The following is a 25,509-nucleotide window of genomic DNA, read 5'->3' on the forward strand; positions in this document are numbered from 1 at the left end:
ACGCGTTTCTGGCCGTTAGGCTGTAGTTTGGCTGTACCCGGTAGCGGGAAGAGAACCCGCTCCGGCTCAGCTCGCGCGGCGAACAGAAAGGGAGCTGACCAGCTTCCTGCCGCGTCATGGCGTGACCACACCCAAGGGAACGACCCAGCGGTCCCGGATGTTTCTGCGCTGGCCGGACACGATGAGCTTCCCGCATCGGGTCATCCAGGTCGCCTAGGAGTACCTGGAGGCGGTGCGCGCGCAGCAGGCCCGGGTGGAGCGGCTCGAGGCAGAGGTCCACGCCATCGCCATGGAGAGCGGGTATGCACCGGTCTTCCAGGCGTTGCAGACCCTGAAAGGAATCCGGGAGGTCAGGGCGGTGACCCTGTGGCCGAGATCGAGAGGTTCTCCCGGTTTCGAAGCCCGGACCAGCTGATGGCGTACGCGGGTTTGGTGCCCCGAGAGCATTCGAGCAGGGCCCAGACCCGTCGGGGCGGGATCACCAAGACCGGCAACGCGCATGTGCGGTTTGTGCTCGAGGACGCAGCCTGGGCGTATCGCCATCGGCCGGTCGTCTGGGATCCCCTGCGGCCCCCGGCAACAGGGTGCCGGTCCGGAAGTCCTGTGTATCGCCCTCAAGGCGCAGCAGCGGCTACATCGCAAGTATTGGCAATGGCTCGGTCGGGGCAAGCCGTCGGCGGTAACGGTCACGGCGGTGGCCCGGGAGTTGCTGGGGCTTGCCCGGGCCGTGGCCTGCCACGTGGGGGCGCGGCAGGCCCGACAAGCGGACTGACGGGGGGGTCTGGAAGTGACACCACGAACTCCGGTCGGGATCCGGCCGAGCGAGTGGGCTGGAACCAACCGGGGATCCGTGAGGGGAACCCTCGAGGCTGCTATGCACACGGCACCGGAGCCGCACGTGCGCGTCGAGTTCGAGGCGGCTGCCAGACGGATGGCGTAAGATGCGCTAGCCAACCGCGGATATCAGGGTGCCAACCGTCGACGACATCCTCGGCCCGGCTCCGCCCCGGAGGATCACCCCTGGGGATTGACGGCCTCGTTCATATCAGTAGCGTCGAAGCGTCAACCGACGTACCCGCTACGGCCTCACTCGAACCACTGCAAGAGAACTGCCACTGTCTCCGCTCCTTCCCCGTCAGGAGATCGGTGACGGCTTCCCTGGGCTTCGAGGTTGAGCGTGGCACCTTGCTCGGATGCGTGCGGTTACCTCCTCGGAAGGGAACTCCACTCGAGCGTCGTATACACCCAACCAGAATGGACGAGACGGGTGTCTCATCATGCGAGACGAGCCGCTTGGGCAGGTTGCCTTTGGCGAGCCACGAGCGGACCGGCCCAGAAGCGCCAAACCGGTTGCTGGGCGAGCAGCCCTTCGTTCGGACGTACTGAGCGGGCCCAGCAGCCTGGTCGCTGTTCGGAAAAGAGGTCCGGAAGGTGTTCAGGCAGTGGAGCGGGCCTTCCAACTGCTTGATGCGCTTGCTCGTAGCGACGCGGGGGTTTCCGAGCTCGCCAGGACGACCGGGCTTCACAAAGCTACGGTGCATCGGCTCCTCCGCACGCTCCGGGAGCTGGGTTTGGTGGAGGTGGGCCCGGATGGTACGCGGTACCGCTTGGGGCTTCGCCTCCTGGAGCTCGGGGGGCGGGTGCTGGCTCGGCTCGACCTGCGCGACGTGGCTAGGCCGTACCTCATGGAGCTCCGGGATCGGACGCGGCTAACGGTTCACATGGCGATTCTCAACGGAACAGAGGTCGTGTACATCGAAAAGCTTGATTCCCCTGCCAACCTGCGCATGGCCTCCTTTGTCGGTACCCGAAACCCGGCGTACTGCACCGCTCTGGGAAAGGCGATACTCGCCGCCCTTCCCGAGGGAGAGCTTGAAAGCGTTCTAGCCATGACCCGGTTGTTGCCCAGGACACCCAATACGATCACTTCTCGCGGCGCTTTGCGCGAGGAATTGGCGGCAGCCCGCGCCCGCGGCTATGCCATCGACAACGTCGAAAACGAAGAAGGCATCCGCTGCGTGGGGGCGCCGGTTTACGGCCACACGGGAAGAGTCGTGGCTTCCATTAGCGTATCGGGACCGATCTTCTCCGTCACGATGGAGGGGATCGACGAGCTCGGCCAGCTGGTCGGTGACACAGCGCAGCAAATCTCCCGAGCATTGGGTTATCCGGGGATGAGCCGGTAGGGCAGGGCCGGTTTACCCCGTGCGCAGGGCGGCGACCCGTATTCGGCTGGGCAGCAGTATCCGCGAAAGGGACGTCAGACTAGAGAGCCATATATGAGCCACCAGCTGAGAAACGGCCGTCTCGTTATACGAGACAACACGGGGATGCTTCTATGGTTCTGAGCAGCACAACTGAGCCGTAGCGTCTTTGAGGATGGGCAGGTGCCAAGGCACAGTTCGCTCCAAGCAGGGCAGGGGAAGGATTCGTCATGAACAGTCCGCAGCTCCAGAGGCTTGTGACGGGTTTCCTGAACACAACCACGGCATCGGTCTCGGATGCGCTTGATCGGCGTGGGATCCGGGGATTCATGAGCCACGAGATCAAGCCGCGGACAGTGTCCAGGAAGATCGCCGGTATTGCGGTGACCATCCGAGAGGTCCCGTCGACCGAGCGACAGCCACCGCTGCGTGCCATCGAAGCGATAGACAGCGCGCCTGCCGGTGCCGTCATCGTAATCGGCGTTGACAACGGGGCTGACGTTGCAGTTTGGGGTGGCCTGATGACGGCGGCTGCGTTGGCCCGTGGGCTTGCAGGAGCGATACTCGATGGGGGAGTCCGAGATGTCGCCGAGATCCGTCGTGACTACGACTTTCCAGTGTATGCCCGCAGCATCGTACCATCGACGACCGTCGGCCGCTACGTCGCCATCGAGCACGATGTGGTCGTGGTGTGCGGTGGGGTTCGGGTGGCGCCGGGCGACATCGTCTTGGGTGATGACGACGGGGTAGTCGTCGTGCCGGCCGCGGTGGCCGAAGGGGTGCTACAAGAAGCGCTCTCGATTGACGCTCGGGAGGCTCAGATGGCCCAAGAGTTGCGAGAAGGCCGTCGCTTCATGGAGGTCTTCGAGAAGTATGCCCGCATCTGACCAGCCCATGCTGATTCTCTCCATGGGCGAACCCATGGTTGAGCTTTTCGCGGAGGAGCCTGGGCCTCTGCACAAAGCCTCCCGATTCGTCCGGGGGTTCGGAGGCGATACATCGAACTTCGCGGTGGCCGTGGCGCGGCTCGGCGGGCGGGCCGCCTACCTGTGTCGGGTGGGCGGTGACGAGTTCGGCCACGCGTTAAGGGAACTCTGGAACCGTGAGGGGGTCGACATCTCTAGGGTCAAAGTAGTGCCGGGCGGGTTCACGGCGGTGTATTTCATATCGTGGCGCGAAGACGGCACGCACGAGTTTACCTACTTCCGGCAAGGCTCGGCAGCGAGCACCCTTCAACCGAGCGATCTCAGCCCGGAACAGTTCAGGAACGTCCGCCTCTTTCATGTGTCAGGCATCACCCAGGCTATCAGCCTTTCCGCCTGCGATGCGGCGTTCCGCGCCATGGAGCTTGCGCGCCAAGCAGGGGCTTGGATTAGTTATGATCCCAACTTCCGCCCGCGCTTGTGGCCCCCCGCCAGGGCAAGGGCCGTCATGCTGGAGTCCATTCGGCAGGCCGACGTGGTGACGCCGAATCGAGAGGAGGCCGCGCTGCTGACCGGCACAGAGGATCCAGAACAGGCGGTCAGTTCCTTGCTGGCGCTCGGCCCTCGTATCGTGGCACTAAAGCTCGGGCCAGAGGGCTGTCTCGTAGGTACGCGAGACGGGCAACGCATTCGTGTCTCGCCCCCGGCAGTCCAGACCGTAGATACGGGCGGTGCGGGTGACACTTTCGATGCGGCATTCGCCATTGGACTGGTCGGGGGCTGGGCCTTGACCGAGGTTGCAAGATTTGCGACCGCGGCCGGCGCGCTGACTACCGCCGGTAAGGGCTGCGTGGCGCCCATTCCAACACGGGCGGCTGTGGAGGCAGCCATGGCCGGTACCACAAATGATGCAAGGCGTCCTCCCGCTGCGCAAAGCAGCGGACGAGACGGTAAGGGGGAGTGATCTGGGAGTTATCGTGTTCGACATTCACGAGCGGACCAGGATCCCGTTTCCCTGCTGGGGGGGGCTTAACATGCTACGACGACTCTTTGGCACGCAAATCGTGGTGGCGCTGTTGCTGGTAGGTGTCCTCGCTCATTCGGTAGGCGCGGCACCCGCTAGACGAATCGTCATTTGGGACAAAAGCGAATACATTCCGGCATATAATCGGATCATGAACGAGCGGATTCGCGAATGGGGCCAGGCAAACGGCGTTGACGTCGTGTACGTGGTGATCCCGCCCCGGGAGTTGATTACGAAGCTTATGGCTGCTGTTGAAAGTGGAGATGTGCCTGACATTGCGACGGTAGAGGTGGGCATGGTCCTTCAGCTGGCCGGCATGGGGGCAACCCTGCCCACCGACCAGTTGATGAAGACCATCGAGCAGGAGCAGAACACGAAGTTCGTAGAGGCGGCATACGATCTTGCCTCAGTTGACGGTGTACCTTATGGTGTCCCATCGGCGCTGTTTCCGGCAGGCCTGTACTACCGCAAGGATCTATTCCAGGCGGCAGCCGTCGCTGCGCCGAAAACGTGGGATGAGTTCCTGATTGCCGCCCAAAAGACCACCAACCCTCGCACCAACGTCTTCGGAGCCGGGCTCCCGATGGGCCGGTCGGGAGGTGGAGACGCAGAAGGGTTCATCCGGTCGGTAATTTGGGGCAATGGCGGCTCCATCTTCGCCAAAGACGGCCACACGGTGGTTGTTGATTCCGATCGCAACGTGGAGAGCGTCAGATGGATAGCAGATCTCTGGCGCAAGCATAAGGTAGTGCCTCCGGGCTCGCTCGCCTGGGACGACAACGGAAACAACAACGCGTACCTGTCTGGCACCGTAGCAATGGTCATCAATTCCGGCAGCATCTGGGCTAACATGCGCGACACGAATCACCCGCTCTTCGAGAAGAGCGGCGTCGTTCCGATACCTGCAGGTTCGACCGGCCGAGCATTTAATGTAGGCGGTGGCAACACCTTCGTAGTGTTCAAGAAGGGCCACCCAGACCTCGCTAGTTCACTGATTCGGTATCTCTTCGACAAAGACTTCTACGGCAGTCTCGTGGAGAGAATGTCACCCATGTGGTCCCCGACGCTGATGGGTTTGGAGTCTCGGCCCTTCTTCCAGCAACCGGACAACCGGGCCTGGCTGGAGGCGGGAAGGCTAAACGTCAACGTGGGCTACCCCGGCCCCGCCACGCCTTGGGCCGGCGAGGTAATGAGTTCCCAGGTGATGGTTTCGGCGATACAGTCCGTCATCCTATATAACACGCCTGAGAAGACGGCCCTTCAGGAGGCGCGTAAGCGCATTGAAGAGATCGTAGCCAAGTACCAGAAATAAGGGGGTTGGGGGGAGCCGTTCCCGGAGGAGCCCCTGCGGGCCCTCCGGGAACCGTCACTGTCTACCTGCGGGGGAACGAACGAGTATGGGGCAAATCGAAACTCATCGCCTCCGAACGCGAGCGGCCTTTGGTGACACATGGTTAGCCATTCTCCTCCTCGTGCCTCTCATCGTTACGATTTTCGGTGTCATCGGCCTGCCCTTTGTGAATGCGATACTCCAGAGCTTTACGGATAAACGAGTGGGGCTCCCAGGTCACTTCGTGGGGCTCCTGAACTACAGAGAACTGGTACGAGACCCCGCCTTTTGGATTGCGGTCAGAAACAGCGCCGCGTACGCCGTTGTCGCCGTCGCGTTGAAACTCATAGCTGGCTTCGTGATGGCTCTTGTGCTTGACAAGCCTCTTCCCGGCAGGCCCTTGTGGAGAGCATTGATACTGCTTCCCTGGGCCATTCCGGCCCTGGTGGCGGCACTTACGTGGCGGTGGATGTACAGCGACACCAACGGTGTCATCAATTCCATACTCATTCGATTGGGCCTTATCAACCATCCGATCCCGTGGCTGGCTGCCCTTTCGATTGCCCTTATTTCGGTGATTATGGTCAATGTCTGGAAGGGCGTACCGTTTTTCACGTTTACGTTACTCGGGGGGCTTCAGAGCATCGATCGGCAGCTATATGAGGCTGCGGCTATTGACGGCGCTACGGGGTGGCAACAGACCCGACATGTGACGATCCCGGGGATTCTCCCCGTCACTTTGACAGCGACACTTCTCTCGCTGATCTGGACCTTCAACGACTTCCAGACAGTGTTCGTCTTGACGGGAGGGGGCCCCGGCCACGCGACGACTATCGTAGCGACTCTGACTTATGAGTACGCTTTTTGGAACCTTGAGCTGGGTAAAGCTGTGGCCGTCTCCGTGGCTGTCGCACCGGTTTTCATCATTGGCATCCTGGCTCTGAGCCAACTCATTTCGAATGGGGACTAGGCGGAGATGGTGGGATATAACAAAGTCGTCACATGGGGATTCCTGGGCATTGCGCTGGTCATAACGTTGTTTCCGATATACTGGATGCTCGCCACATCGCTGACGCCCTACAGCGCGATGTTCAATCCCGTGCCAACGCTGATCCCGCCGTCGGTGTCGGTCGAGCACTACGTAGACCTCTTCAGAAACACACCGTTCCTCACGTTTACGAAGAACAGCCTGATTGTTTCGACGGCCTCCATGTTGCTGTCGGTATTTATATCGACCCTGGCTGCGTACGCGATCACCCGGATGAGGTTGCGGGGCAGGCACGCTCTCGCGACCCTGGTGATGGCGACATATCTGTTACCACAGTCCATGCTTTTCATTCCCATGTACATCCTGGTGAGTTCCTTGAAGCTAGCTAACACGTTACTTGGGCTCATCCTGACTTATCCAACCTTCTTGGTGCCGTACGGGACCTGGATGCTGATGAGTTACTTCAAGACGATTCCGCGTGAGATCGAGGAGGCAGCCCTCATAGACGGATGCTCCAGGTGGGAAACCCTATGGCGAATTATTGCTCCCCTCGCGGCTCCCGGGATTTCCGTTGTTGCCATCTTCAGCTTCACTCTGGCGTGGGATGAGTTTTTGTACGCGCTCGTCGTGACGACCAGTCCGTCCGTTCAGACGTTGCCAGTTGGTATCGCGGGTTTCATTGTCGGAGATATCTTCCTGTGGGGGCGCATCATGTCGGCGTCGGTACTGACCGCCATGCCCATGGTGCTCCTCTACACTGTAGTTCAGCGCTGGGTCGTTTACGGGATGACGGCGGGGTCAGTAAAGGGGTGATGGAGGCCGGAACATCTGGTAGAGCGTTCATCTACCGCACACCGCGCGAGTTACGCCACGGGTGAAGGTAAGAGGGGGGCAAAGAGTGAAGATTACCGACATCAGGACCGCCGTTGTGGAGGGTAACTTCGATTGGGTTCTTGTCCGGGTTGACACGGATGCGGACGTCAGCGGCCTCGGGGAAGCGTACTGGGGCGCTGGAGTGGCAGAGTTGGTGGAGAAAGCCAAGCGGTTCGCTTTAGGAGAAGACCCGCGAGACGTCAACAAGATCGTGGATAAAATGATCCGGGGGCTTTCCGGCGAAGGGTCTTTGGCCGGCACGACAGTTACGGCGGTCAGTGGTATTGAAATCGCGCTGTGGGACCTGATGGGCAAGGTAACACGCCTTCCGGTGTACCGGCTGCTGGGCGGAAACTACCGAGACAAGGTTCGGGTTTATTGCGACCTCCACGCGGGGCAGAAGTACGAAGACACTGCTTCCTTCGTCGAGCGAGCGCGTCATGCTATTGACATGGGTTTTACCGCTATCAAGTTTGATATCGACCTCCCGAATCCGTTCAATCCTGAGGGTACAACAGACCCTGAGCTCTCGTGGTTCATGCCGTATAACCGCACACTGACTCCACGGGAAATCAAGTGGATCGAGGGAATCGTAAGGGCCGTACGGTCGGCCGTTGGCGATGATGCCGACCTATTGATCGACTGCCACTGGAAGTTCAATGTCAGCGACGCCTTGGCGCTCGCCAGGGCTCTTGAACCGTACGGTCTGTACTGGCTTGAAGATCCTGTCCCACCTGAGAACATTGACGCATTGGCCAAAGTTAGCGCGGGGACGACTATCCCCATCGCTACAGGGGAGAACCTGTACCGCGCTCACGGGTTCCTTAAGCTCATTTCGCAACAGGCTTGTAGCATCGTGACCCCTGATATCCCCAAGATGGGAGGGCTGCGAGAGGCACGTCGGGTAGCCGAACTGGCTGACCTTTACTACATGGGGATCGCCCCTCACAACGTTTGCAGCCCCATCGGCACAATGGCAGCCGCGCACGCCGGTGCATCCGTCCCGAACTTCCTTGTCCTCGAGTGGCATGCCATCGACGTGCCGTGGTGGGCGGACATGGTGACGTCCAAGGTGATCGAGGGTGGGTACATCCGCGTTCCCGAACGTCCCGGCATCGGTTTGGAGCTCAATGAGGACGTGGTGAAGGCCCACCTGAAACCGGGTAGCACGTTCTTTGGCGAGTGAGCGAATGATAGCCGGAACTGACGCCAGGAGGCGATACAGGACATGAAAGAGCCGACCTCGATCCGAGAGATGGCGCAACGGTACCAGCGGTTGTACACGGCGGCGATTTACGATGTACTGGATTCCATGGGCTATCCCAACCAGTGTCTCGACCTGGGAATCCGCCCGCTACTACCCCATATGAAAATCGCGGGTGTGAGCTTTACCGTGGTGGGATACCGCGACCCGAGGCCACAGGAGGAATACGAACCAGAAAAGACTCGGGGTTTTGCCATCTTCGACCACATTACTCCAGGCTCGGTAGTGGTCATCAATGCAGAGAAGGATGACCAGTGCGGACACTGGGGCGAGCTCATGAGCACAGCGGCTCAGGCTCGCGGAGCAGTCGGAGTCGTTATCGATGGAGGCATCCGGGATTGGGGCCACCTTGCGCGCATGGAGAACTGGTCAGTCTTCGCTCGGTACACGTCACCTATCGAGTCCGGCAAGCGCTGGAAGGTTCACGATTTTGGGGTACCCATCGTTATGAGTGGCACGCTTACTCGGCAGGTCAGGGTAAGTCCGGGCGACTGGATCGTGGGCGACGGTGACGGGGTCATCGTTATTCCCAAAGAACTGGCCACTGAGGTGTTACTGAAGGCCGAATCCATGAAAGAGGTCGAAGACAAGGTGCGGGCCGAAATCCGGGCTGGCCGACGAGTGAAGGACGTGTTTGACGAGTACGGACAACTTTGACCGAGCTACACCCCGGTCAGGACCGGGGTGTACTGGACCTCTCATCGGCCAGGGTGCGGGCCGCCACGGCGGCCATGGACGAGAACGCGGCACGACTGCACGGCCGGCGCCCAGGAGCGCGGATGCCGGGAGGGTAACGTGCCAGCGCGTTGCACCAGCCGGGTCCCCCTCAGGCCCCAGCGGGCGGCAAAGCGGCGGATGCTCAGCGCCGACACGTCGGTCGATGGGGGAAGGCGCCTTATGCCTCTCCGCCTTGAGTTTGCAGGTTTCGCCACCGAAAACGAGTACCTGGCGTTCGCTCGCTCCCGGGGCCCGCTCGGGGTCCACGTACTTCCCGCAGACATGATGATCCCGTCAAAGGACAGCGGGGTAGACTTCACGGAGGGCGACCACCTCCCAGGCCTCGAGACCGTGCTCGCTATCTTCAAGCTACTCTGGTCGACAGTGGGCGATGGCCAGATGGTGGATTCAGCCGAGGGCGACGCGTGGCTCCGCGGCCCGTTCGTCCAGGCAGGGCACGACCTCTTTGAGGTGTCCGACTTTGTCAACCGCGATATAGAGTTTTAGGGTTGATTCCCTTGTTCCGAGACCACGACCTCGTAGCAGGCCCTGTGGGGATGTGGATAACTCGGAGCGGAGCGGAGAGTTATCCACATCCCCACAGGGCGGGCCCCTTGACCCGGCAGGCCGGCTGGCTCGGGCGGTCCGGTGCGGCGTCACGCATGCTGAGAAAGCTCAGCAGGGAGCCTCACCCCTCGGCCGCGTAAGTAATCCCGCATCGCCTCCACGTCCTTGAGGTGGCGGTCGATGAGGTCCAGATACTCATATACCAGCGTCTCGCCCCGCCCCAGCGCCCGGGCCATGAGGTGGGGCGGAAGTCCATAAAGGTGAAGGATGAGGACGCTGTCAAGCGCCTTCAGGTAGGCGTCCACCGAGCGGGGGTGGTGGTAGGTGTGCCGGGCGATCTCCAGCACCGACATCCCTTGCAGGTGAAGGCGTACGATGAGGTCCTTGTGGGTCAGCGTACGGCCCATGTCCAGCACCGTGCCGGGACAGGGCAGGATCACCTGGTGCTGGCGCTGGTACCAGTCCAGCGCCCGGGAGACCGTAGCAATCGACGTCAGGAAGATCCACTGCAGCTCCATGTGCGACAGCAATCCGTCCTGCGTGTAGGCCTCCACCATCGCTCGCCCCATCCGCCGGCCGTAGCGCTCCATCAGCTCCTCATAGGTCCGGGGTGGGTAGTGGCGAAGCCGCTGGCTCTCTTCGCCCGTCACCCAAGTGACGACGACGGGCGCCAGGGGTTGGTAGCGCGTCGGCTGCCAGAGGCTGCGCCCGCTGTCCACATGCATGGCCGCCAGCGGCATCTGACCGGTCGCCAGTACGGAGACCCGCGGGCAAAAGCGCGCCCGCAGGCTCATCAGATCGAGCAGCATGGGCTCCTGGACAGCCGGTGCAATCCCTGCTTCGTTGCGCAAGAAGGCCTGGAGCTTGGCCAGCGTCTCCGGGGACGTTGTCCCACGGCGTGTGGAATTTGAGTAGCGCCTCCGGGCTCGTTTTTTTCACCCGGTAGCGAGCGCAGGGTTGGGCATGGCTACTTCCGCTCCGATGGCTCGGCGTAGCGCGGTCTGCAGCATCGGAATGAGGCGATGGCCCCGAATCCGTCGAAAGCCTGCCTCCGCTGCCAGCAGACCCATGCCCACCCAGTGCTCGGCCTGCCGGCCCGACGTCCAGCGCTTGACCCGACCCACCTTGGTGCGGACCACCGACAGCGCCGACTCCACCGTGTTGGTGGGGGCCAGCGACATCCGCAAGAGGCCCGGAATGCTCTTGCGTTGATCGCTATTTGACCACGGTCGTCGCGCGCTCAATGAGCGGGAAAGGGCGTGGTTCGCCGGATGGTCCGGCCTGCCACGCCCTTGGGATGTCAGGGTAGCCGCCGAGGGTTGACCCTGCCGTCGGCCTCCTGGGCCTCCGCCCAAAGCAGCACCAGGCGGACGGCCAGCTCGTAGATGGCGCGGCGGGACGCAAAGGCCAGCACTACCTCCCGCGGGCCGTCGACCAGGCGTAGCCGGGCCAGGGCCCCGGCCCGGCGGGTGCAGCGCCACTCGACGGTGATGGGCGTGGTCCCCCGCAACCAGAGCCGCATCACGCTCACCTCCCGGTGCCCTGGGGTGCCTGCCACTCGGCGGCGATGACGGCCTCGACCAGCTCATGGTCGACCACGCGCTCCTGCCGGGCCGCCGCCGCCATGAGGCAGAGGTGGGCGAGCTGGTTGATGGGCCGCGGTAGCCCGTTGCAGGCCCGGTGGATGTGGTCGAGGGCCTTGGCGGTGAACAGCTCCTGGTCGGCCCCGGCCAGCTTCAGGTGGTGACGGATGTAGGCGGCCGTCTCCTGGGGCGAAAAGCCGCCCAGGTGGTAGCGGAGATCGATGCGCTGGGCAAGCGCCTCGGCAGAGCGAAGGGCCAGCCGCTCCGCAAGCGCCCGGGTGCCGCACAGCACCAGGGCGAAGGGGGCGAAGGCGTCGCATTCGTAGTTGAGCAAGCCCCGGATCTCCTCCAGCATGGCCGGGCTCAAGAACTGCGCCTCGTCCACCAGCAGGACCGGCGTGCGATGCTGCGTGCGCCAGCGCTCGGCCAGCGCCTCCCGGGCAAGCTTCTTGAGCTTAGGCAAAGCGTGCGGCGCATCGAGTCGCAGGGCGTCGAGCAGGCTCTGGAAGAAACTGCGGGGGGTGAAGGCGACGTCGGCCAGATAGACCACCTCGTAGCGGGTGGCATCGAGCTCCGCCTTGAGCCGCCGCAGCGCGGTGGACTTACCGGCACCCACCTCCCCGGTCAGCACCATCACCCGCCGGCGCTCGGCGACATAATGCAGCCTCGCCAGGGCTTCGCGGTGGGCCTGGGAGGGAAACAGTTGCTCGACGGGGATCTCCCGGGCAAAGGGTGTGGCGGTCAGGCCGAAGTGGGCTTCAAACATCGGGCATCGCCTCCGGCTCATCCACGAGACTCAGGCGCAGGGGGGAGAGGGCTCGGGCCTGGCGCTGACGCCGGCGCTGGACCAGGAGCTCCAGGTAGGGGATCGATGGCGCGACCGGGCGGCTCGGCTCGGGGTGGTGGACCCGGTCGAGGCCGCGGTAGACGGGGTGGGCCAAATCGAGCGGGACGGCGTCGCCCGCGTGGCGGCCCTCGATGAACAGGCTGAGGCGCTCCAGGTGCAGCGGATGGAAGCGGATCTCAACCTTGCGGCCTTCCAGGCCGGGCGGCGCTTCGTAGCGGTTGCCGTCGAAACGAAGACACCCGGTCTTGTCCACCCGGCGCACCCGCCGCCACAAAAAGACGTGGGCCAGCTTTTCGGCCGAGACGGTCCGGCGCGCCTGCAGGCGGGCGAAGCGGACCGCGGGTGCCTCGCCCGTCTCGGAGTGCACCTGGACGTGGTACGCCTCTTCGATCCAGGCCGCAAGCCTTTCGTTGAGGGCCGCCAGGTGCGGGACGGGGTGGTGGGAAAGCTCCCGCAGGAACTGGTCTTGCAGGGTTTCGAAGAAGCGCTCGATCTTGCCGCGGCCCTCGGGATGGCCGGGCGTGCCGGAGATGTGGCGGATGCCGAGCTCCGCGCAGGCCCGGGTGAACACCTCGGCCTGGAAGATGAGGCCCCGGTCGACGTAGACCCGCCAGGGAAGGCCCCGGCGCAAGAGGGCCTGCTGGAAGCACAGCTCCAGGGCGTAGAGGTCTTCGGCCCAGAAAAACTCGGCATGGGCCACCAACCGGGAGTGGTCGTCGAGGAAGGCCAAAAGATACGTGCGCCGCATGCGGCCCGGCTGGAAGGGATCCGGCAGCGCCGGACCGGGCGTGGCATCGCCCTGCCAGAGGTCATTGGGGGCCCTGGCTTCGAAGCGGCGCAAGCCCGGCTTGGGGGGAAGGACCCGCTGGCTGAGGCCTTCCCGGTGCAGGTGGCGCCAGAGGGTGTTGGGCTTGAGGGTCTGCGGGGCCACCAGCCCGGCCGCCTCCAACAGCCGCACCACCTGGGGCAGGCTGCGGGCAGGGTCCTGACGTTTGAGGGCCTTGGCCTGCTCCAGAAGCTCGGGGGTGACGACCCGCACCGATCCCCGGTCCCGCCGCAGGGCCGGCCGCAGGGCCTCCAAGCCACCGAGTCGGTAGCGGCGGACCCACCGGCGCAAGGTCGGGGCACTCACGTGCACCCGCCGGCCGTCCGGGAGCAAATGCTGGCGAGCGAGCACATCCTGCCGCCAGCGGCGCTTCTCCTCCGCGTCGGCCAGGGGATCCAACAGCGGGGCGATGAGCGAGTAGCGAAACAACGCCAGCGTGTCGTCGGGCCAGGAAGCCACCGAAGCATCCTCCCTGCCGTGGGGTTTGCTTCCAGTCTCCGGCAGCCGGGCTCTCTCCGGGAAGGCGCCAGGGTTTGGGGAGTCCGGCCGCCCGGCCATAGGCGAACAGATGATCGATTCGAGCTGGGCGCAGGCGACCCCGCCCCCGGCCCCTGACGCTTTCAAAGCCAGGCCGGGTCGCCCTGGAGCAGGAGGTTGACGATGTCCAGAAGGCCGGCCGCTGTCGGCCCAGGATGCGCCTGCCTCACTCCCTGGCGCAGTGTCTCGGCGAAGTCCAGGCACGCTCCCAACGGGTCATCTTTGGGCGGATGCAGGACCGGCGGGCCGGTCGGAAGGCCCCCGGCCAGCTCCCCCCACCATTCCTGCAGCCGAGCCAAGACTCCCGGCGCCTCGGCTGAGGCCTTCGCACCAGCCGGCGCACGGTGGCCACCGAACGGCCTACCGACTCGGCCAACGCCCGCCACGACATCCCCGCCGGCGCCCCTGATAGAGGCGCTGGCGGACGGTGCTGAGCAGGCTCTGGTAGGGGCGCAGGAAGCTGGGCAAAAACGAGACCGTCCGGCTGCAGCGCGAGCAGCGCCGCCGGCGCACCGGAATCCGCTGATAGCCATCCGGCCCGGTCTCGTCGGCGCCGCGCGGATAGCACCCGTGTCCCCACAGCCGCCCGCCGCAGGCCGGACACAGGCGGGGCAGTCGCAACCGGCCCGCTTCTTCGGCGGCCAGGTAGGAGCGCACGTCTCGTCCGGCGAAAATGGAGATCACCAAACCGGCTCCCTCCCCTCCGGGGAGGCTCCCGATCCGGGAGAGCAGCCGGGGGCGGTGTTGGGGGAGCATCCCGGGCGTGGCGACCGCGTAAGGGGTGCTCCCGCTTGTTTTCCCTCCCTGACCGCCCCGCTTTCGCTGCCGGGATCGGGCGGCAGCGAGGCACGGGCCTCCCCGTGGCCCGACGATTCGGCTCCCCGGCCGCTCTTCCTTCCAAAAAGCCCCAGCCCCCGGCTAGCCGGCGGGCTGGGAGGGGTCCTCCTGGAGATCCCGATGCTCAAGCTACGCGCGAGATCCACCCTCTGAAGCGCTCAAAAAGCGGGAGGCGCGAGAGGAATGCCCAGCCGGTGCAGGGTCAACGTTTCGTCCAGCCCCTCGCGCAGACTGTCGGCTGCCCCTGGATGCTCCATCTCGAGCTGGTCGGCCAGACGCTCCAGCGCCGCCTTGGCGACCGCGTAGTCCGGCTCCCGGTAGGCCTGACCCAGCTTGCGGGCCACCCAGGCCTGGGCCGACTCGGGCAGGTGGTCCAAGACGTTCGTCTTCTTATGAACCTGACACCGCTGGACGAGAGCCTGCTGGCCAAACACGGCTCGCACGGCCGCCCGAAGCGCTTTGGCACCATCCATCACCACCAGCAGCCCCTGGTCGTAGCGCAGGTCCCGTTCGACCAAGTCCTGCAGCAGTCCCTTGACCACCGCTTCGTTTTCCGTGGCCCCTTCCCGCAGGCCCAAGAGCCGCTTGTGCCCGTCGGCATCGATGCCAAGGACCACCACCACGGTAGACTCGCCCAGCCGCACCCCATCCACGACCAAGACGACGATGGGCCGATCCTCCAGCCGCTCGGCCAGGCGCTCCTCCAGCAGCTGCCGCATGGCCTGGGTGAAACGAACGCTGATACGGCTCCGGGAGACACCCTTGCCCGGGAGCTCCTCGACCCCATCCAGGGTCGCCCGGTAGCCCCGGGTCGACACCCCGTGCAGCAGCCGGGCCATCACCGCTTCCGTCAAGCAGTCGTCCTGCTGGGCCCACAGGTAGGTGTCGAGCACCACCTCCTGGCCGTCCTTGGAGCGGGCCCGTGGACGCTCGATACGTACCTTGCGGCCGAGCACCACCACCCAGCCGTGGGCGTGGCCATGGCGGTAAGCCGGACGCTCCCGGCGATGCTGCCCCTTCGGGCCTACACGCTCCGCGGTCTCGGCCTCCATCATCTCTCCCAGGGCCGCGACCGCCAGTTGCAGCACCAGCCCCGTCATGCTTCCCTTCACCTGCTCCCCGAGTCGGCGCAGGGGAAGCCGGAGGCTTTCGGGCAAGAAGGGCAGCGTTCGGGCCTTCGGACGGCCCACCTCAATGAGTAACTTTTAGGTGGGCATGGGTGTCAGGATCCGGTAGGGGAGGCACATCCCTCCAGCCTGAGGCTGGAGGGATGTAGGAAATCGCAACGAAAAGACCCCGCCTTGAAAGTACCACACCATGGAAGGCGGGGTCTTCATGGAGCTTGGCTTCATTGTACCCAGCGACATCCGGTCGTTCAAGGACCTGGAGCGGTTCATCGTGGCCACCGTCTTGGCCAAGGTCGCCGAGCTGGTCGAAGCGGCCGTCCGGCGCATCGACGAGAGCCTTTCGCCCCCGGGTCGCGGATGGAAGTCGGTGGGGCGTAAGACCAAGCGGGTGACAGGGCTTTGGGGGCTGGAGTACCGGCTGCAACGCCGCATGTACCGGCGGCGTCGCCCCGACGGGTCCTGGGAGGAGTGCTGCCCGCTCGACGACAAGCTGGGGCTGCCCCACAGGGAGCGTTTCAGCCCCGGGGTCCAGGAGTGGGCGGTGGAACTGGCGACGCGCCATCCCTTTCGGGTGGCGGCGGCGATCCTGGCCGAAGCCGGGATCCCTGTGAGCGCCCAGACCATCCATCGCTGGGTGCAGGAGGCGGGCGCGAGCCGGGAGGCCGAGCAGCGCCGGGCGGTGGAGGCGATGGAGCAAACGGGCGAGCTGCCTCCCGGCGAAGGGCGTGAGGCGACGGCGGTGATCTGTGAGGTCGACGGGGTATGGGTGGCGCTGCAGCGGGAAAAGCAGCGGCGCTGGGAGTTGAAGCTCGGCGTTTTGCACGAGGGCTGGGAGCCGGAAAGCCCGGCCGGCCGGTGTTTTCGGCTGAAAGGGAAGGGTGTTTAGGGCGGGGATCTGCAGACCGAGGAGTTTTGGTCGAGGGGATTGCTGCGTTTCGTCGAGCGCTACGACCCCCGCCGGGTGCGGCGGTTGGTGGGCAACAGCGACGGGGCTGCGTGGGCCCAAGAGGGTCGGGCGTGGCTGGGCATAGAAGAGTGGCACCTCGATCCGTTTCATCGCAATGCGGCGCTGGAGCGGTCCTGGGGTGGCATACGCCCCTGCTGCGCCGGGCCAAGCAGGCGGCCCGGCGAGGGGATTGGGCGAGGCTGGTGGCCGTGTTCGACCAGGCGAAAGCCGACCCGGCCTGTGCCGTGGCGAAGGAGGAGCTGGAGCGGGTACGGGCTTACCTGGAGGCGAACCGGGACGGGTTGGATGACTGGCGGCTGCGCGACCAGCCGTTACCCGAGCCGGCTCGGGGGCTGGGGGCGACAGAGCCGTCGGTCCGCCACGTGGTCGCAGACCGGCTCAAGGGGAAAGCGGCCTGGTCGCGCCGGGGGGCCCACCCCATGATGCAACTGCGCTGCCTGCGCCACGAGGGGCGGCTGAAGGGGTGGCTGGCCAACTGGACGGCCGGGAGCTGGCCGGTGCGATCGGAGCAGCCGGTGCTGGTCCGGCTGGCCCGGAAAGTTCGCCGGGGGCTGGTCGAGATCGACCCGCAAGCTTGGCTTCAGGCCCATGTGCCGATACTGAGCCACCCCGACGCCCGTCAGACGGCCACGGGCGTGGCGTTGCGCAGCCGCCTGGCCTGGGCTGCGCCGTGGGGGGCCCGGCTATAGGAGGGACTGGCGGGGTCTCACAAAACCCCACCGGGGCTTGACACATACACGTCCGGTGGCAGGATTGACTAGCGTGCCTTTCCGCCTTATGGGTCTTCGGCCTCTGTGCATTTCCAGATCACGACCGGGTGGCAGAGGTCTGACCATCTTTGCTCGTGCCCATCAGTGGCTGCCCTGTGGACCATGGCCCGTCGGCTCCGTTTCGTCGAGCACGTCGACGCCCGCGCCCCCAAGCGAGACCAGGGCCCCAGCGTGGGCGACTACATGCTGATCGCGGCCCTCAACCGGGCGGTGCCGCCCACCAGCAAGGCCCAGATGGGCGAGTGGTTCGAAGGCACCGTGCTGCGCCGGCTGATGCCCCATGTGCAGGCCCGCCAGCTTTCCAGCCAGCGCTTCTGGGACCACATGGACCGCCTGGACGCCGCAACGTTGCGGGCCATCGAGCGGGATCTGACCGCCCACATGGTCCGGGAGTTCGCGTTGGACTTGCGGGCGCTCGTCTACGACACGACCAACTTCGTCACCTACATCGACTCGAGCACCGATTCCGAGTTGCCCCAGCGGGGAGCGAGCAAGGCCAAGCGCTTCGACCTCAAGCAGGTGGGGCTGGCCCTTTTGGTCACGCTGGATTTCCACGTCCCGCTCTTCCACGAGGCCTACCCGGGCCACCGGCCCGACAGCCGGGAGTTCGAAAGCGTCATCGACGAACTCGTCGCACGCTACCGGATGTTGGCCGAGCAGTGCGAGGACATCACCCTCATTTGGGACAAGGGTAACAACGCCCGCGCCAACTACCAGCACCTGCAAGGCTATCACGTGGTCGGCTCCCTGGTCCCCTCCCAGCATCCGGACCTGCTTTCCATCCCCAAATCCGCCTTCCACCCCCTCCAAGGGCAGTGGGCCGGGCACTGGGCTTACCGGACCACCCAGACCCTCTTCGGACGGCCCCACACGGTGCTGGTGGTCTACCACGAAACGCTCTTCTTGGGGCAACTCCAGGGCATGACGACGAAGTTGAAAAAGGCGACCCAGGCCCTGCGGGAGATCAGCGCCCGCCTGGAGCGCTATCGTCAACATCGACGCGGCCAGCCGCCCACGCTGGAGAGCGTGAAACGCCAGGTCGAAGGCATTTTGAAAGGAGAGTCTTTGAACGAGTTGATTCACATGGACCTCCGCCTGGAAGAGGGAGGGCCCGCCCTCCACTTCGCAATCGACCATGCCGCCTTGCAGGCGCTGGCGGAGCGGCGCTTTGGCAAGACGCTGTTGTTCACCGACCAGGCCAGCTGGACCGACGAGCAGATCGTGGCCGCCTACCGGGGCCAGGCGCACATAGAGCGGGCCATCCGCCAGATGAAAGACCCCCACTTCGTAAGCTGGCGGCCCATGTTCCACTGGACCGACGGGAAGATCCGGGTGCACGCTTTTTACTGCGTCATGGCTCTGGCCCTCGCCTCCCTGCTGCTGCGGGAGGTGCACCGCCGGGCCCAGGCCCGGGGGATGGAGCCGCCGGTCGACAGCATCCCCGAACTGCTGGGCACGCTGGGAGCCATCTACGAGGTGGCTCACCTCTACCCGCCCGCGTCCAAGATGCCCGGCCATCTGACCCTCTCCGAGATGACCCCCCGCCAGCGGCTCCTCTTCGACCTGCTCGAGCTGGCCGCCCTGGCCCCCTGAGTTGGGGTAATACACTAGCACCCACGCCAAAGGCCCGTCATGACGCTCTTTTCGGCCCATCGCGCGCACCTAACTCGTAAAGTCACGCTAGCCGCCGGGTAGGAAGGAGCCTTGTCCACGGGCTCGAACGATCTAACCCGGAGATCCCCGACCGATCGAGGACATCCTTCCTCGAGGGGGGTGAACAGCTTGGAAAACCTGTCGGGCCTGTGGAGGCGTCTGGTTCCCCGCTCTCCGTTGGGAATGGCGCTGGGCGCGGCGCTCGTGCTGCTCGTAATCTCCCCGGATGCCCGCCGCGTGGTCCGCAAGGGTCTTGTCCGAGCACTGGCTGCCGGCTTGGCCCTGAGCGAGGAGGTGCGCGACCTGAGCAAGGGGGTGCGCAACGAGATCAGCGCGCTGGTGGCAGAGGCACAGCTTACCCGTAGCGCAGGCGACGGGGCCTCCTCGTCCATTACCCCCAACGGCTGACGACGAGAGGCCCGGCTTCTGGACGGCGCCAGCAGGTTAGAGCGTAGCCGCCGTCCGTACCGCCGGGCCAAAGCGGGGGTCCGTTCGATAGCGCGCGATCTCACGGCTTGCCAGGTACGCTTCGACTGCCTCCAACAAGGTCGCTTCGGCCCACCTCCGCCAGCCTTCGTCCGTGGACGCCCATCCCCCAGGCAGGGCAGCTTCGACGGACGGCGCCCCGGGCCGGCCTGGTTGCTCCATCCATGAGTAAATGGCGGTCGAAATCGTAGCCACGGCCTCTCCTGCCAGGGCCAGCATCGTCCCCCCAGGAGGAAACGGCAGCGCGGCGCCTACGATCTCCATGGCCGCGTCGCCCATACGGCGCACCCAAAGGCTCTTGCGGCGTTCGCCGCGGTACAGGGAGACAAGCCGCTGGTCCGCCCTGCGGTCTGACGAGGTCAAGCCCGCCTGGCGCTCCAGCCGGCGAGCCCACTCTGCCAGGATGAGAGCTGCTCCTTGCTGGCCAAACGCCTTGCGAAGCGACGCGCGCACGCGACCCACCGCGTCGCGCACGCTGGCCATACCTTCCAGGCTCTCACGCACAGCCGCCAGGCTGCGGGTGACTGCCCACTCAAAGCTCTCGTCCGCCACGGGGCTTTCGCTCTCCCCCGCTCCCGTGTGCAGCCACGTGACGGGCGCTGGCTCCCCCGACGTTCCCAAGCCGAGGCCCTCCCCCGCATGACCACACGGTCTCTCTGTGCTTATGGCGGCGCGGCATTGTCTATCGGGACGCGAAAGGAACGTAAGAAACACGTTACGGCCTGGAGAAAACCACGTAACGGCGGAACCGAACCACCGGGCCGGCCACCTGGGTAAAGAACGACCAGTCCTCCGGAGGGCAGGAGGTCCTGCCGGCCCCCGGCTGCCCTGAGAACGGCTCCGAGCTTGATGGCGGCGTCGATGCAAAGCCGGATGGCCTCATGCCCACCGGCCTTCCGGTACACTTCTCGGCGCATCAGGTTGAACGCGCCGACCCCGCCCGGCGGCCATCTTCCCGGAGCGGATGCGCTCGCGAGAGTACAGCAGGGCCATTAGGGCGGAGAAAGAGGCCATGACTGCCTGCAGCCAAAGGCCCCTGGCACTTAAGCGCGGCGCCACGGCGAGGTGGTCGAGGCCCTCCGATTCGGCGTAGCCGACGGCGCGGGCCACGGCATCGGGAGCGAAGTGCACGTCGGCGTCGGTGAACAAGAGCCAATCCCCGTCCGCCATCTCCGCGCCCATGGCGAGGGCATGTGTCTTTCCCAGCCATCCCGGCGGAAGCGCCTGTACCTCCAGAACTCTCGCATTTCGGTGTGCGGCGGCCACGCGATTCAGGTAGATACCCGTGTCATCGTCCGATCGTCGTTCACCGCGACCACGTTGAGCTGCGGGTACCGTTGCTCGGCCATGGACCGGCATGCCTCTGCAACCTCCGGCCCCTCGTTACGGGCGGCGAAGATCATCGTGACTGTAGGAGGGCTGGCGGGCAGCTCCGCAGGTAGGTCGCCGAGAAACCGGAGCATTCGCCGTTCCCGGAGGGTATTCACGCCGGCCGCCGTCCACACGAGCAAGAGCAGCAGGCCTACTAGCGAGCCCGTCTTGCCCTGTTTGACGTACTCGACGCGGCGAACCTCGGGAGTCAGGCTGTAATTAGGCTGTGCGAGGAGCCCTGACCATGTGAGCCCAACAAAAACGCCCGCTCACGAATCCAGCCGTGACGGGCTTTTTCGATGGTGGGCAGGAAGGGACTCGAACCCCTGACCTCTACGATGTGAGCGTAGCGCTCTAACCGGCTGAGCTACCTGCCCACGCTCTTGCGGTGCACCGGCGCTCGGGGCTTGGGCCCGCCGGCTCCGCCGGCCCGGCGTCTCCTACTCTACCGGGCGCCGGGCCGAGTGTCAAGGCAGACAGCCTCGCAGGCCGTATCGGGTGGTTACCGGAGCGACCCCCGGCCTCTCGGGGGCTCCGGCCGGGCCGGCGGCTTACCGCAGCGAGCCCAGCAGCAGCTGGATGAGACCCTTGCGCAGCACCGGCGACGACGGGGCCGTCTTCTTGTTGAGGTCTGCACCGCACTTCTTGCAGTACAGGCTCCCCGCGTAGTTCTGCGTGCCGCAGTCCTTGCAAACCATCTTTGCGCTCCCCTCTCCTGTGGGCGGGTCGGTCTGTGTCCCACCCGTGTCGTTTTCGTCCCGCCTGCTCTATATAGACACCCCTCCCGCGAACTGTAAAGAGCGGATCCGTAAAGGAAATGTAAACACTGCGGCCCAACCGTCAACCGGATGTCCTGGCGAGTCATCGAGTGCCGGCAGGCGACAGAGGCCCGGCTACCCCTGCCTGCGGGCCGTTTGTGAGGCTCCAGCTCGAGGATCGGGAAGCCGCTACGCTCTCAGCGGCCCGTCACGATGCCCAGGTTGCGGAGGACCCAAAGCACCAGGTAGGCCCCGACCAGCACGGCCAGCCTCCACAACCCGTCACGCAGCGTGGACGACCGCAAGCCGGATCATCCCCCGCAGGTCCGTGAATCCGTTCACAGCGTGCCTCGGCTGCGTTAACGCCCCGTGAACGTTGAGTTACAGGACTGTTGAACCCGCGGACGAGCTGCCCTTTCTTTCCCGGAGCCGAAGTGCTACAGGAACCGGTATGCCCATCTCGAATGAGTGTCGTGGGCGGCCGATGCATACAACGTACACGGCCGTACACAGCGGCTCCCGGCGCGGAGGCGAGAGCCGAGGGTGGGACGCGGCCTGCACCGTCCCGCCGGCCGCTGGGACGCCCAAGGATGGCCGCAAGGCGCGGCCGGGAAAGGCGTGATGCGCAGCATGACGGTCTTCGAGTCGATAGCCCGTCTGGGGCCCCACGAGCAGGTCGTCTTCGCCCATGACCCACCCCGCCGCTTGCGGATGATCATCGCCGTCCACGACACCACCCTGGGCCCGGCCCTGGGAGGCTGCCGCATGTGGCCGTACCGCACCGAGGAGGAGGCGCTGGAGGACGTGCTCCGCCTCTCCCGGGCCATGACGTACAAAAACTCTATCCACGGGCTCCGCCTGGGCGGGGGCAAATCGGTGATCATCGGCGACCCCCGTACCGACAAGACCTCGGACCTCTTCGAGGCGGCCGGCGAGGCGGTCGAGCGGCTCCAGGGTCGCTACATCACGGCAGAGGACGTCGGCACCAACGCCCAGGACATGGTCATGATGAGAAATGCAACCGCTTACGTAGCAGGCCTCCCGCAGACGAGCGGCGACCCGTCCCCGTTCACCGCGCTCGGGGTCTTCCGAGGCATCCAGGCTTGCGCCCAGGCGCTTTGGGGCTCTTCCGACCTCGATGGGCGCCGGGTCGCCATCCAGGGGGTCGGCAGCGTCGGTTTCCATCTGGCCCGTCACCTCGTGCAGGCCGGCGCTCGGGTCACCGTGACCGACATCCGCCCGGAGAAGATCCTGAGGGCCGTCGAGCAGCTAGGCGTCGACTCCGTCGAGCCTGACGCCATCTTCGACGTGCCGTGCGACGTCTTCTCGCCGTGCGCGCTCGGCGGGGCCATCAACGACGACACCATCCCCCGCATCAAGGCGCCGATCATCGCCGGCGCCGCCAACAACCAGCTCGCCGAACCCCGTCACGGCGACATCCTCCAGCAGCGCGGGGTCATCTACGCCCCGGACTACGTCATCAACGGCGGCGGGGTCATCAACGTCGCCGAGGAACTCACCCCCGAAGGGTACAGCGCCGAGCGCGCCAGAGCCAAGGTAGAACGCATCTTCGACCGGGTGCTCGAGGTGATCGAGCTCTCCCGGCGCCGCAATATCCCGACCTACCGCGCCGCCGACGAGATCGCCTGGCAGCGGGTGCAAGACGCCCGGGCGGCTCTCAAGGCCCACTCCCGGCGCTGAGCCGGCCGGGCCCCATCGTTCCGGCCCGAGATGCGGTCAAGCCGGAGCCGGGGGCAGCCCCCTGCTCCGGCGCGCGGGCACCCGATGCCCGTACCGCCCTTGCCCGCGTGGAGGCGGTCGGGCCTGGCTCACACCCCGGCCCCGGGTCCTGCGTAGCATGGGTCTGCGGCCGGCAAGTGCGCTCGAGAAGCCATCCGGCCGACACCCCACGCTTCGAGGACGGGACGGCCATGTGCGGGATTGCCGGCTGGGTCGACTGGCGACGAGACCTGACCCACGAGATGCCCACGGTGGAGGTGATGGGCAGCACGCTGGCGTGCCGGGGGCCCGACGAACGAGGCAACTGGATCTCCCCGCATGCCGCGTTCAGCCACCGGCGGCTGGTGGTCGTCGATCCGGCGGGCGGGCACCAGCCCATGGTCCGTTCCCGGGGACCGTATCGCTTCGTGCTGGTGTACAATGGAGAGCTGTACAACACCGAGGAGCTCCGCCACGAACTGTTCGCACGGGGCCACCGGTTCGAGGGCCGCTCCGACACCGAGGTGTTGCTGCTCGCCTACGTGGAGTGGGGCCCCCGGTGCGTGGAACGCTTCAACGGCATCTTCGCGTTCGGCATCTGGGACGAGGAAAAGCAGTGGCTCTTCGCCGCCCGGGATCGCCTCGGAGTCAAGCCCTTCTTCTACGCCGAGCGCGACGGCGGGCTGCTGTTCGGCTCGGAGTTGAAAGCGCTGCTGGCGCACCCCCTCGTGCCGCCGGAAGTGGATGCCGAAGGGCTTGCCGAAGTGTTCGTGATGGGGCCGGCGCGCACTCCCGGGCATGGCGTGTTCCGGGGAGTGCGAGAGCTCGAGCCCGGATGGTGGATGATCTTCGAGCGGGATCCGTCCGCCGGGACGCCCCCGAGAGGCCGCATCCGGATGTCCCGGTACTGGTCGCTCGAAAGCCGGCCGCACGAGGACGACCTCCCCACGACCGCCGAGCGGGTGCGCTCCCTCGTCGAGGACAGCGTCTCCCGGCAGCTCGTCGCCGACGTCCCCGTATGCACCCTGCTCTCCGGAGGCATCGACTCCAGCGCGGTGACCGCGTTTGCCCAGGCCGAGTTTCGCCGCAGGGGCATGCCTCCCATTCGCACCTATTCCATCGATTACCGGGGCAACGAGCAGCACTTCCGGCCGAGCGAGTTCCAGCCTCACTCGGACGGGCCGTGGGTGCACAGAGTTTCCGAGTTCCTGGGGACCGACCACCGTCGCGTGGTCATCGACACGCCGGAGCTGGCCGAGGCGCTGCGATGGGCGGTGCGCGCCCGGGACCTCCCCGGCATGGCCGACGTCGACTCGTCGCTGCTCCTGTTCAGCCGGGCCATCAAGCAGGAGAGCACCGTGGCGCTGTCAGGCGAGTGCGCGGACGAGGTGTTCGGCGGGTATCCGTGGTTCTGGCGGGAAGAGGACCTGAGGGCGGACACGTTCCCCTGGGCGAGATGGCTGGCAGGCCGGGTGCGGCTGTTTTCCCGGGACCTGGTCGCCACCGTGCAGCCGGAGCAGTACCTGCGCCGCCGCTACCACGAGGCCCTCGACGAGGTGCCGCGGCTCGAGGGCGAGAGCCCCGAGGAGGCGCGCCTGCGCGAGATCGCGTACTTGAGCCTGACCAGGTTCATGCCGACGCTGCTCGACCGCAAGGACCGCATGAGCATGGCGGTGGGTCTGGAGGTGCGGGTGCCGTACTGCGACCATCGCCTCGTCGAGTACGTCTGGAACATCCCGTGGCGCATGAAGATGCACGAGGGCCGGGAGAAAGGCATCCTGCGGCTGGCGCTCAAGGGCGTGCTGCCGGACGACGTGGTGGCGCGCCGCAAGAGCCCTTACCCCAAGACCTACGACCCGGCCTACCTCGAGGCCGTGCGCGACTGGGTGCTGGGGCTCCTGGACGACCCGTCGTCGCCGCTGCGGCCGTTCGTCGACCGGGAGCTCGTGCGGCGCTTCGCCGTCGAGGAAGCCGGATCGGTGCACCTGCCGTGGTTCGGCCAACTGATGAGCGGGCCGCAGCTGCTCGCCTACCTGGCGCAGGTCGACACGTGGCTTCGTGACTATCACGTGCGCGTGCGCGCCTGACGCGGCCCCCGTGAGTCGACTCGGCCGCGGTGCAGGGCGCGGCAGGTGCGC

At 65.6% G+C, this 25,509-nt stretch carries 28 protein-coding genes and 1 tRNA gene; 17 read left to right on the forward strand and 12 right to left on the reverse strand.

What is annotated here, in order from left to right:
- Positions 1-232 precede the first annotated feature (232 nt).
- The 11 genes from U7230_RS10875 (at position 233) to U7230_RS10920 (ending at position 9,830) form a co-directional block, all read left to right on the forward strand.
- Positions 233-415 (forward strand): hypothetical protein, encoded by a 183-nt coding sequence (locus U7230_RS10875; RefSeq protein ID WP_324715864.1) that lies wholly within the window; start codon positions 233-235, stop codon positions 413-415.
- Positions 415-1,386, forward strand: coding sequence for a transposase (locus U7230_RS15520; RefSeq protein WP_404980664.1), 972 nt, complete (start codon positions 415-417; stop codon positions 1,384-1,386). Before U7230_RS10875 ends, U7230_RS15520 begins: the two co-directional genes overlap by 1 nt.
- Before the next feature lie 56 nt (positions 1,387-1,442).
- Positions 1,443-2,186, forward strand: a complete 744-nt coding sequence (locus U7230_RS10880) for an IclR family transcriptional regulator (protein WP_324715865.1) — start codon at positions 1,443-1,445, stop codon at positions 2,184-2,186.
- A 248-nt stretch (positions 2,187-2,434) separates the two neighbouring features.
- On the forward strand, positions 2,435-3,091 hold the full coding sequence (locus tag U7230_RS10885; protein WP_324715866.1) for an RraA family protein: 657 nt from the start codon (positions 2,435-2,437) through the stop codon (positions 3,089-3,091).
- The gene (locus tag U7230_RS10890) at positions 3,078-4,091 is read left to right on the forward strand and encodes a sugar kinase (protein ID WP_324715867.1); all 1,014 of its coding nucleotides are present in this window, start codon (positions 3,078-3,080) and stop codon (positions 4,089-4,091) included. Before U7230_RS10885 ends, U7230_RS10890 begins: the two co-directional genes overlap by 14 nt.
- Complete coding sequence (locus U7230_RS10895; RefSeq protein WP_324715868.1) at positions 4,033-5,463, forward strand: ABC transporter substrate-binding protein; 1,431 nt, start codon at positions 4,033-4,035, stop codon at positions 5,461-5,463. The genes U7230_RS10890 and U7230_RS10895 overlap by 59 nt, the downstream gene beginning before the upstream one ends.
- Positions 5,464-5,548: 85 nt before the next feature.
- The gene (locus U7230_RS10900; RefSeq protein WP_324715869.1) at positions 5,549-6,451 is read left to right on the forward strand and encodes a carbohydrate ABC transporter permease; all 903 of its coding nucleotides are present in this window, start codon (positions 5,549-5,551) and stop codon (positions 6,449-6,451) included.
- A gap of 6 nt (positions 6,452-6,457) precedes the next feature.
- Entirely contained in the window at positions 6,458-7,282 is an 825-nt protein-coding gene (locus U7230_RS10905; protein ID WP_324715870.1) for a carbohydrate ABC transporter permease, read from the forward strand.
- 85 nt (positions 7,283-7,367) lie between these two features.
- Positions 7,368-8,528, forward strand: coding sequence for a mandelate racemase/muconate lactonizing enzyme family protein (locus U7230_RS10910; protein ID WP_324715871.1), 1,161 nt, complete (start codon positions 7,368-7,370; stop codon positions 8,526-8,528).
- Positions 8,529-8,570: 42 nt separating this feature from the next.
- On the forward strand, positions 8,571-9,263 hold the full coding sequence (locus U7230_RS10915) for an RraA family protein (RefSeq protein WP_324715872.1): 693 nt from the start codon (positions 8,571-8,573) through the stop codon (positions 9,261-9,263).
- A 198-nt stretch (positions 9,264-9,461) separates the two neighbouring features.
- Complete coding sequence (locus U7230_RS10920) at positions 9,462-9,830, forward strand: hypothetical protein (RefSeq protein WP_324715873.1); 369 nt, start codon at positions 9,462-9,464, stop codon at positions 9,828-9,830.
- A 149-nt stretch (positions 9,831-9,979) separates the two neighbouring features.
- On the opposite strand, the gene U7230_RS10925 is transcribed toward U7230_RS10920, so the two are convergent.
- The 8 genes from U7230_RS10925 to U7230_RS10960 form a co-directional block, all read right to left on the reverse strand.
- Positions 9,980-10,741 (reverse strand): DUF1670 domain-containing protein, encoded by a 762-nt coding sequence (locus U7230_RS10925; protein ID WP_324715874.1) that lies wholly within the window; start codon positions 10,739-10,741, stop codon positions 9,980-9,982.
- An 84-nt stretch (positions 10,742-10,825) separates the two neighbouring features.
- Positions 10,826-11,077, reverse strand: coding sequence for a hypothetical protein (locus U7230_RS10930; RefSeq protein ID WP_324715875.1), 252 nt, complete (start codon positions 11,075-11,077; stop codon positions 10,826-10,828).
- A 113-nt stretch (positions 11,078-11,190) separates the two neighbouring features.
- On the reverse strand, positions 11,191-11,412 hold the full coding sequence (locus U7230_RS10935; protein ID WP_324715876.1) for a hypothetical protein: 222 nt from the start codon (positions 11,410-11,412) through the stop codon (positions 11,191-11,193).
- Positions 11,413-11,417: 5 nt separating this feature from the next.
- Positions 11,418-12,239, reverse strand: coding sequence for an ExeA family protein (locus tag U7230_RS10940; protein WP_324715877.1), 822 nt, complete (start codon positions 12,237-12,239; stop codon positions 11,418-11,420).
- Positions 12,232-13,605 carry a DDE-type integrase/transposase/recombinase gene (locus U7230_RS10945; protein WP_324715878.1) on the reverse strand — a complete coding sequence of 458 codons (1,374 nt, stop codon included), beginning with the start codon at positions 13,603-13,605 and terminating at the stop codon, positions 12,232-12,234. The genes U7230_RS10940 and U7230_RS10945 overlap by 8 nt, the downstream gene beginning before the upstream one ends.
- A gap of 161 nt (positions 13,606-13,766) precedes the next feature.
- Positions 13,767-13,982, reverse strand: coding sequence for a hypothetical protein (locus U7230_RS10950; protein WP_324715879.1), 216 nt, complete (start codon positions 13,980-13,982; stop codon positions 13,767-13,769).
- Positions 13,983-14,043: 61 nt separating this feature from the next.
- On the reverse strand, positions 14,044-14,367 hold the full coding sequence (locus U7230_RS10955; RefSeq protein WP_324715880.1) for a DUF6431 domain-containing protein: 324 nt from the start codon (positions 14,365-14,367) through the stop codon (positions 14,044-14,046).
- A gap of 311 nt (positions 14,368-14,678) precedes the next feature.
- Positions 14,679-15,620, reverse strand: a complete 942-nt coding sequence (locus tag U7230_RS10960; RefSeq protein WP_324715881.1) for an IS256 family transposase — start codon at positions 15,618-15,620, stop codon at positions 14,679-14,681.
- Between the two features lie 235 nt (positions 15,621-15,855).
- On the opposite strand from U7230_RS10960, the gene U7230_RS10965 reads away from it, so the two are divergent.
- The 4 genes from U7230_RS10965 to U7230_RS10980 all read left to right on the forward strand — a co-directional run bounded on the left by U7230_RS10965 (position 15,856) and on the right by U7230_RS10980 (position 19,445).
- Positions 15,856-16,533, forward strand: coding sequence for a UPF0236 family transposase-like protein (locus U7230_RS10965; RefSeq protein WP_324715882.1), 678 nt, complete (start codon positions 15,856-15,858; stop codon positions 16,531-16,533).
- A gap of 149 nt (positions 16,534-16,682) precedes the next feature.
- On the forward strand, positions 16,683-17,303 hold the full coding sequence (locus tag U7230_RS10970) for a UPF0236 family transposase-like protein (protein ID WP_324715883.1): 621 nt from the start codon (positions 16,683-16,685) through the stop codon (positions 17,301-17,303).
- Between the two features lie 165 nt (positions 17,304-17,468).
- Positions 17,469-18,977, forward strand: coding sequence for an IS1634 family transposase (locus U7230_RS10975; RefSeq protein ID WP_449727798.1), 1,509 nt, complete (start codon positions 17,469-17,471; stop codon positions 18,975-18,977).
- 180 nt (positions 18,978-19,157) lie between these two features.
- Positions 19,158-19,445 carry a hypothetical protein gene (locus tag U7230_RS10980; protein ID WP_324715885.1) on the forward strand — a complete coding sequence of 96 codons (288 nt, stop codon included), beginning with the start codon at positions 19,158-19,160 and terminating at the stop codon, positions 19,443-19,445.
- A 36-nt stretch (positions 19,446-19,481) separates the two neighbouring features.
- On the opposite strand, the gene U7230_RS10985 is transcribed toward U7230_RS10980, so the two are convergent.
- From U7230_RS10985 to U7230_RS11000, 4 genes are all read right to left on the reverse strand, one after another.
- Complete coding sequence (locus tag U7230_RS10985) at positions 19,482-20,144, reverse strand: hypothetical protein (protein ID WP_324715886.1); 663 nt, start codon at positions 20,142-20,144, stop codon at positions 19,482-19,484.
- 258 nt (positions 20,145-20,402) lie between these two features.
- Positions 20,403-20,882, reverse strand: a complete 480-nt coding sequence (locus tag U7230_RS10990; protein ID WP_324715887.1) for a glycosyltransferase family 2 protein — start codon at positions 20,880-20,882, stop codon at positions 20,403-20,405.
- A gap of 312 nt (positions 20,883-21,194) precedes the next feature.
- Positions 21,195-21,271 (reverse strand) — tRNA-Val (locus U7230_RS10995).
- Between the two features lie 174 nt (positions 21,272-21,445).
- On the reverse strand, positions 21,446-21,592 hold the full coding sequence (locus U7230_RS11000; protein ID WP_324715888.1) for a zinc-ribbon domain-containing protein: 147 nt from the start codon (positions 21,590-21,592) through the stop codon (positions 21,446-21,448).
- A 690-nt stretch (positions 21,593-22,282) separates the two neighbouring features.
- Here U7230_RS11000 and U7230_RS11005 point away from each other — a divergent pair.
- Positions 22,283-23,353 (forward strand): Glu/Leu/Phe/Val dehydrogenase dimerization domain-containing protein, encoded by a 1,071-nt coding sequence (locus U7230_RS11005; RefSeq protein ID WP_404980665.1) that lies wholly within the window; start codon positions 22,283-22,285, stop codon positions 23,351-23,353.
- 230 nt (positions 23,354-23,583) lie between these two features.
- On the forward strand, positions 23,584-25,458 hold the full coding sequence (gene asnB / locus U7230_RS11010; RefSeq protein ID WP_324715890.1) for an asparagine synthase (glutamine-hydrolyzing): 1,875 nt from the start codon (positions 23,584-23,586) through the stop codon (positions 25,456-25,458).
- Positions 25,459-25,509 lie beyond the last annotated feature (51 nt).

The organism is Limnochorda sp. L945t, assembly GCF_035593305.1.
Taxonomy (GTDB): domain Bacteria; phylum Bacillota; class Limnochordia; order Limnochordales; family Geochordaceae; genus Carboxydichorda; species Carboxydichorda subterranea.

Bases quoted from the DNA above. Each gene is read 5' to 3' on its own strand.
- U7230_RS10935 (WP_324715876.1), bottom strand. From the start codon at position 11,412: ATGCGGCTCTGGTTGCGGGGGACCACGCCCATCACCGTCGAGTGGCGC.
- U7230_RS15520 (WP_404980664.1), top strand. From the start codon at position 415: ATGGCGTACGCGGGTTTGGTGCCCCGAGAGCATTCGAGCAGGGCCCAG.
- U7230_RS10940 (WP_324715877.1), bottom strand. From the start codon at position 12,239: ATGTTTGAAGCCCACTTCGGCCTGACCGCCACACCCTTTGCCCGGGAG.
- U7230_RS10990 (WP_324715887.1), bottom strand. From the start codon at position 20,882: ATGCCGGTCCATGGCCGAGCAACGGTACCCGCAGCTCAACGTGGTCGC.
- U7230_RS10900 (WP_324715869.1), top strand. From the start codon at position 5,549: ATGGGGCAAATCGAAACTCATCGCCTCCGAACGCGAGCGGCCTTTGGT.
- U7230_RS10890 (WP_324715867.1), top strand. From the start codon at position 3,078: ATGCCCGCATCTGACCAGCCCATGCTGATTCTCTCCATGGGCGAACCC.
- U7230_RS11005 (WP_404980665.1), top strand. From the start codon at position 22,283: ATGACGGTCTTCGAGTCGATAGCCCGTCTGGGGCCCCACGAGCAGGTC.
- asnB (WP_324715890.1), top strand. From the start codon at position 23,584: ATGTGCGGGATTGCCGGCTGGGTCGACTGGCGACGAGACCTGACCCAC.
- U7230_RS10895 (WP_324715868.1), top strand. From the start codon at position 4,033: ATGATGCAAGGCGTCCTCCCGCTGCGCAAAGCAGCGGACGAGACGGTA.
- U7230_RS10905 (WP_324715870.1), top strand. From the start codon at position 6,458: ATGGTGGGATATAACAAAGTCGTCACATGGGGATTCCTGGGCATTGCG.
- U7230_RS10965 (WP_324715882.1), top strand. From the start codon at position 15,856: ATGGAGCTTGGCTTCATTGTACCCAGCGACATCCGGTCGTTCAAGGAC.
- U7230_RS10885 (WP_324715866.1), top strand. From the start codon at position 2,435: ATGAACAGTCCGCAGCTCCAGAGGCTTGTGACGGGTTTCCTGAACACA.
- U7230_RS10920 (WP_324715873.1), top strand. From the start codon at position 9,462: ATGCTCAGCGCCGACACGTCGGTCGATGGGGGAAGGCGCCTTATGCCT.
- U7230_RS10960 (WP_324715881.1), bottom strand. From the start codon at position 15,620: ATGACGGGGCTGGTGCTGCAACTGGCGGTCGCGGCCCTGGGAGAGATG.
- U7230_RS11000 (WP_324715888.1), bottom strand. From the start codon at position 21,592: ATGGTTTGCAAGGACTGCGGCACGCAGAACTACGCGGGGAGCCTGTAC.
- U7230_RS10915 (WP_324715872.1), top strand. From the start codon at position 8,571: ATGAAAGAGCCGACCTCGATCCGAGAGATGGCGCAACGGTACCAGCGG.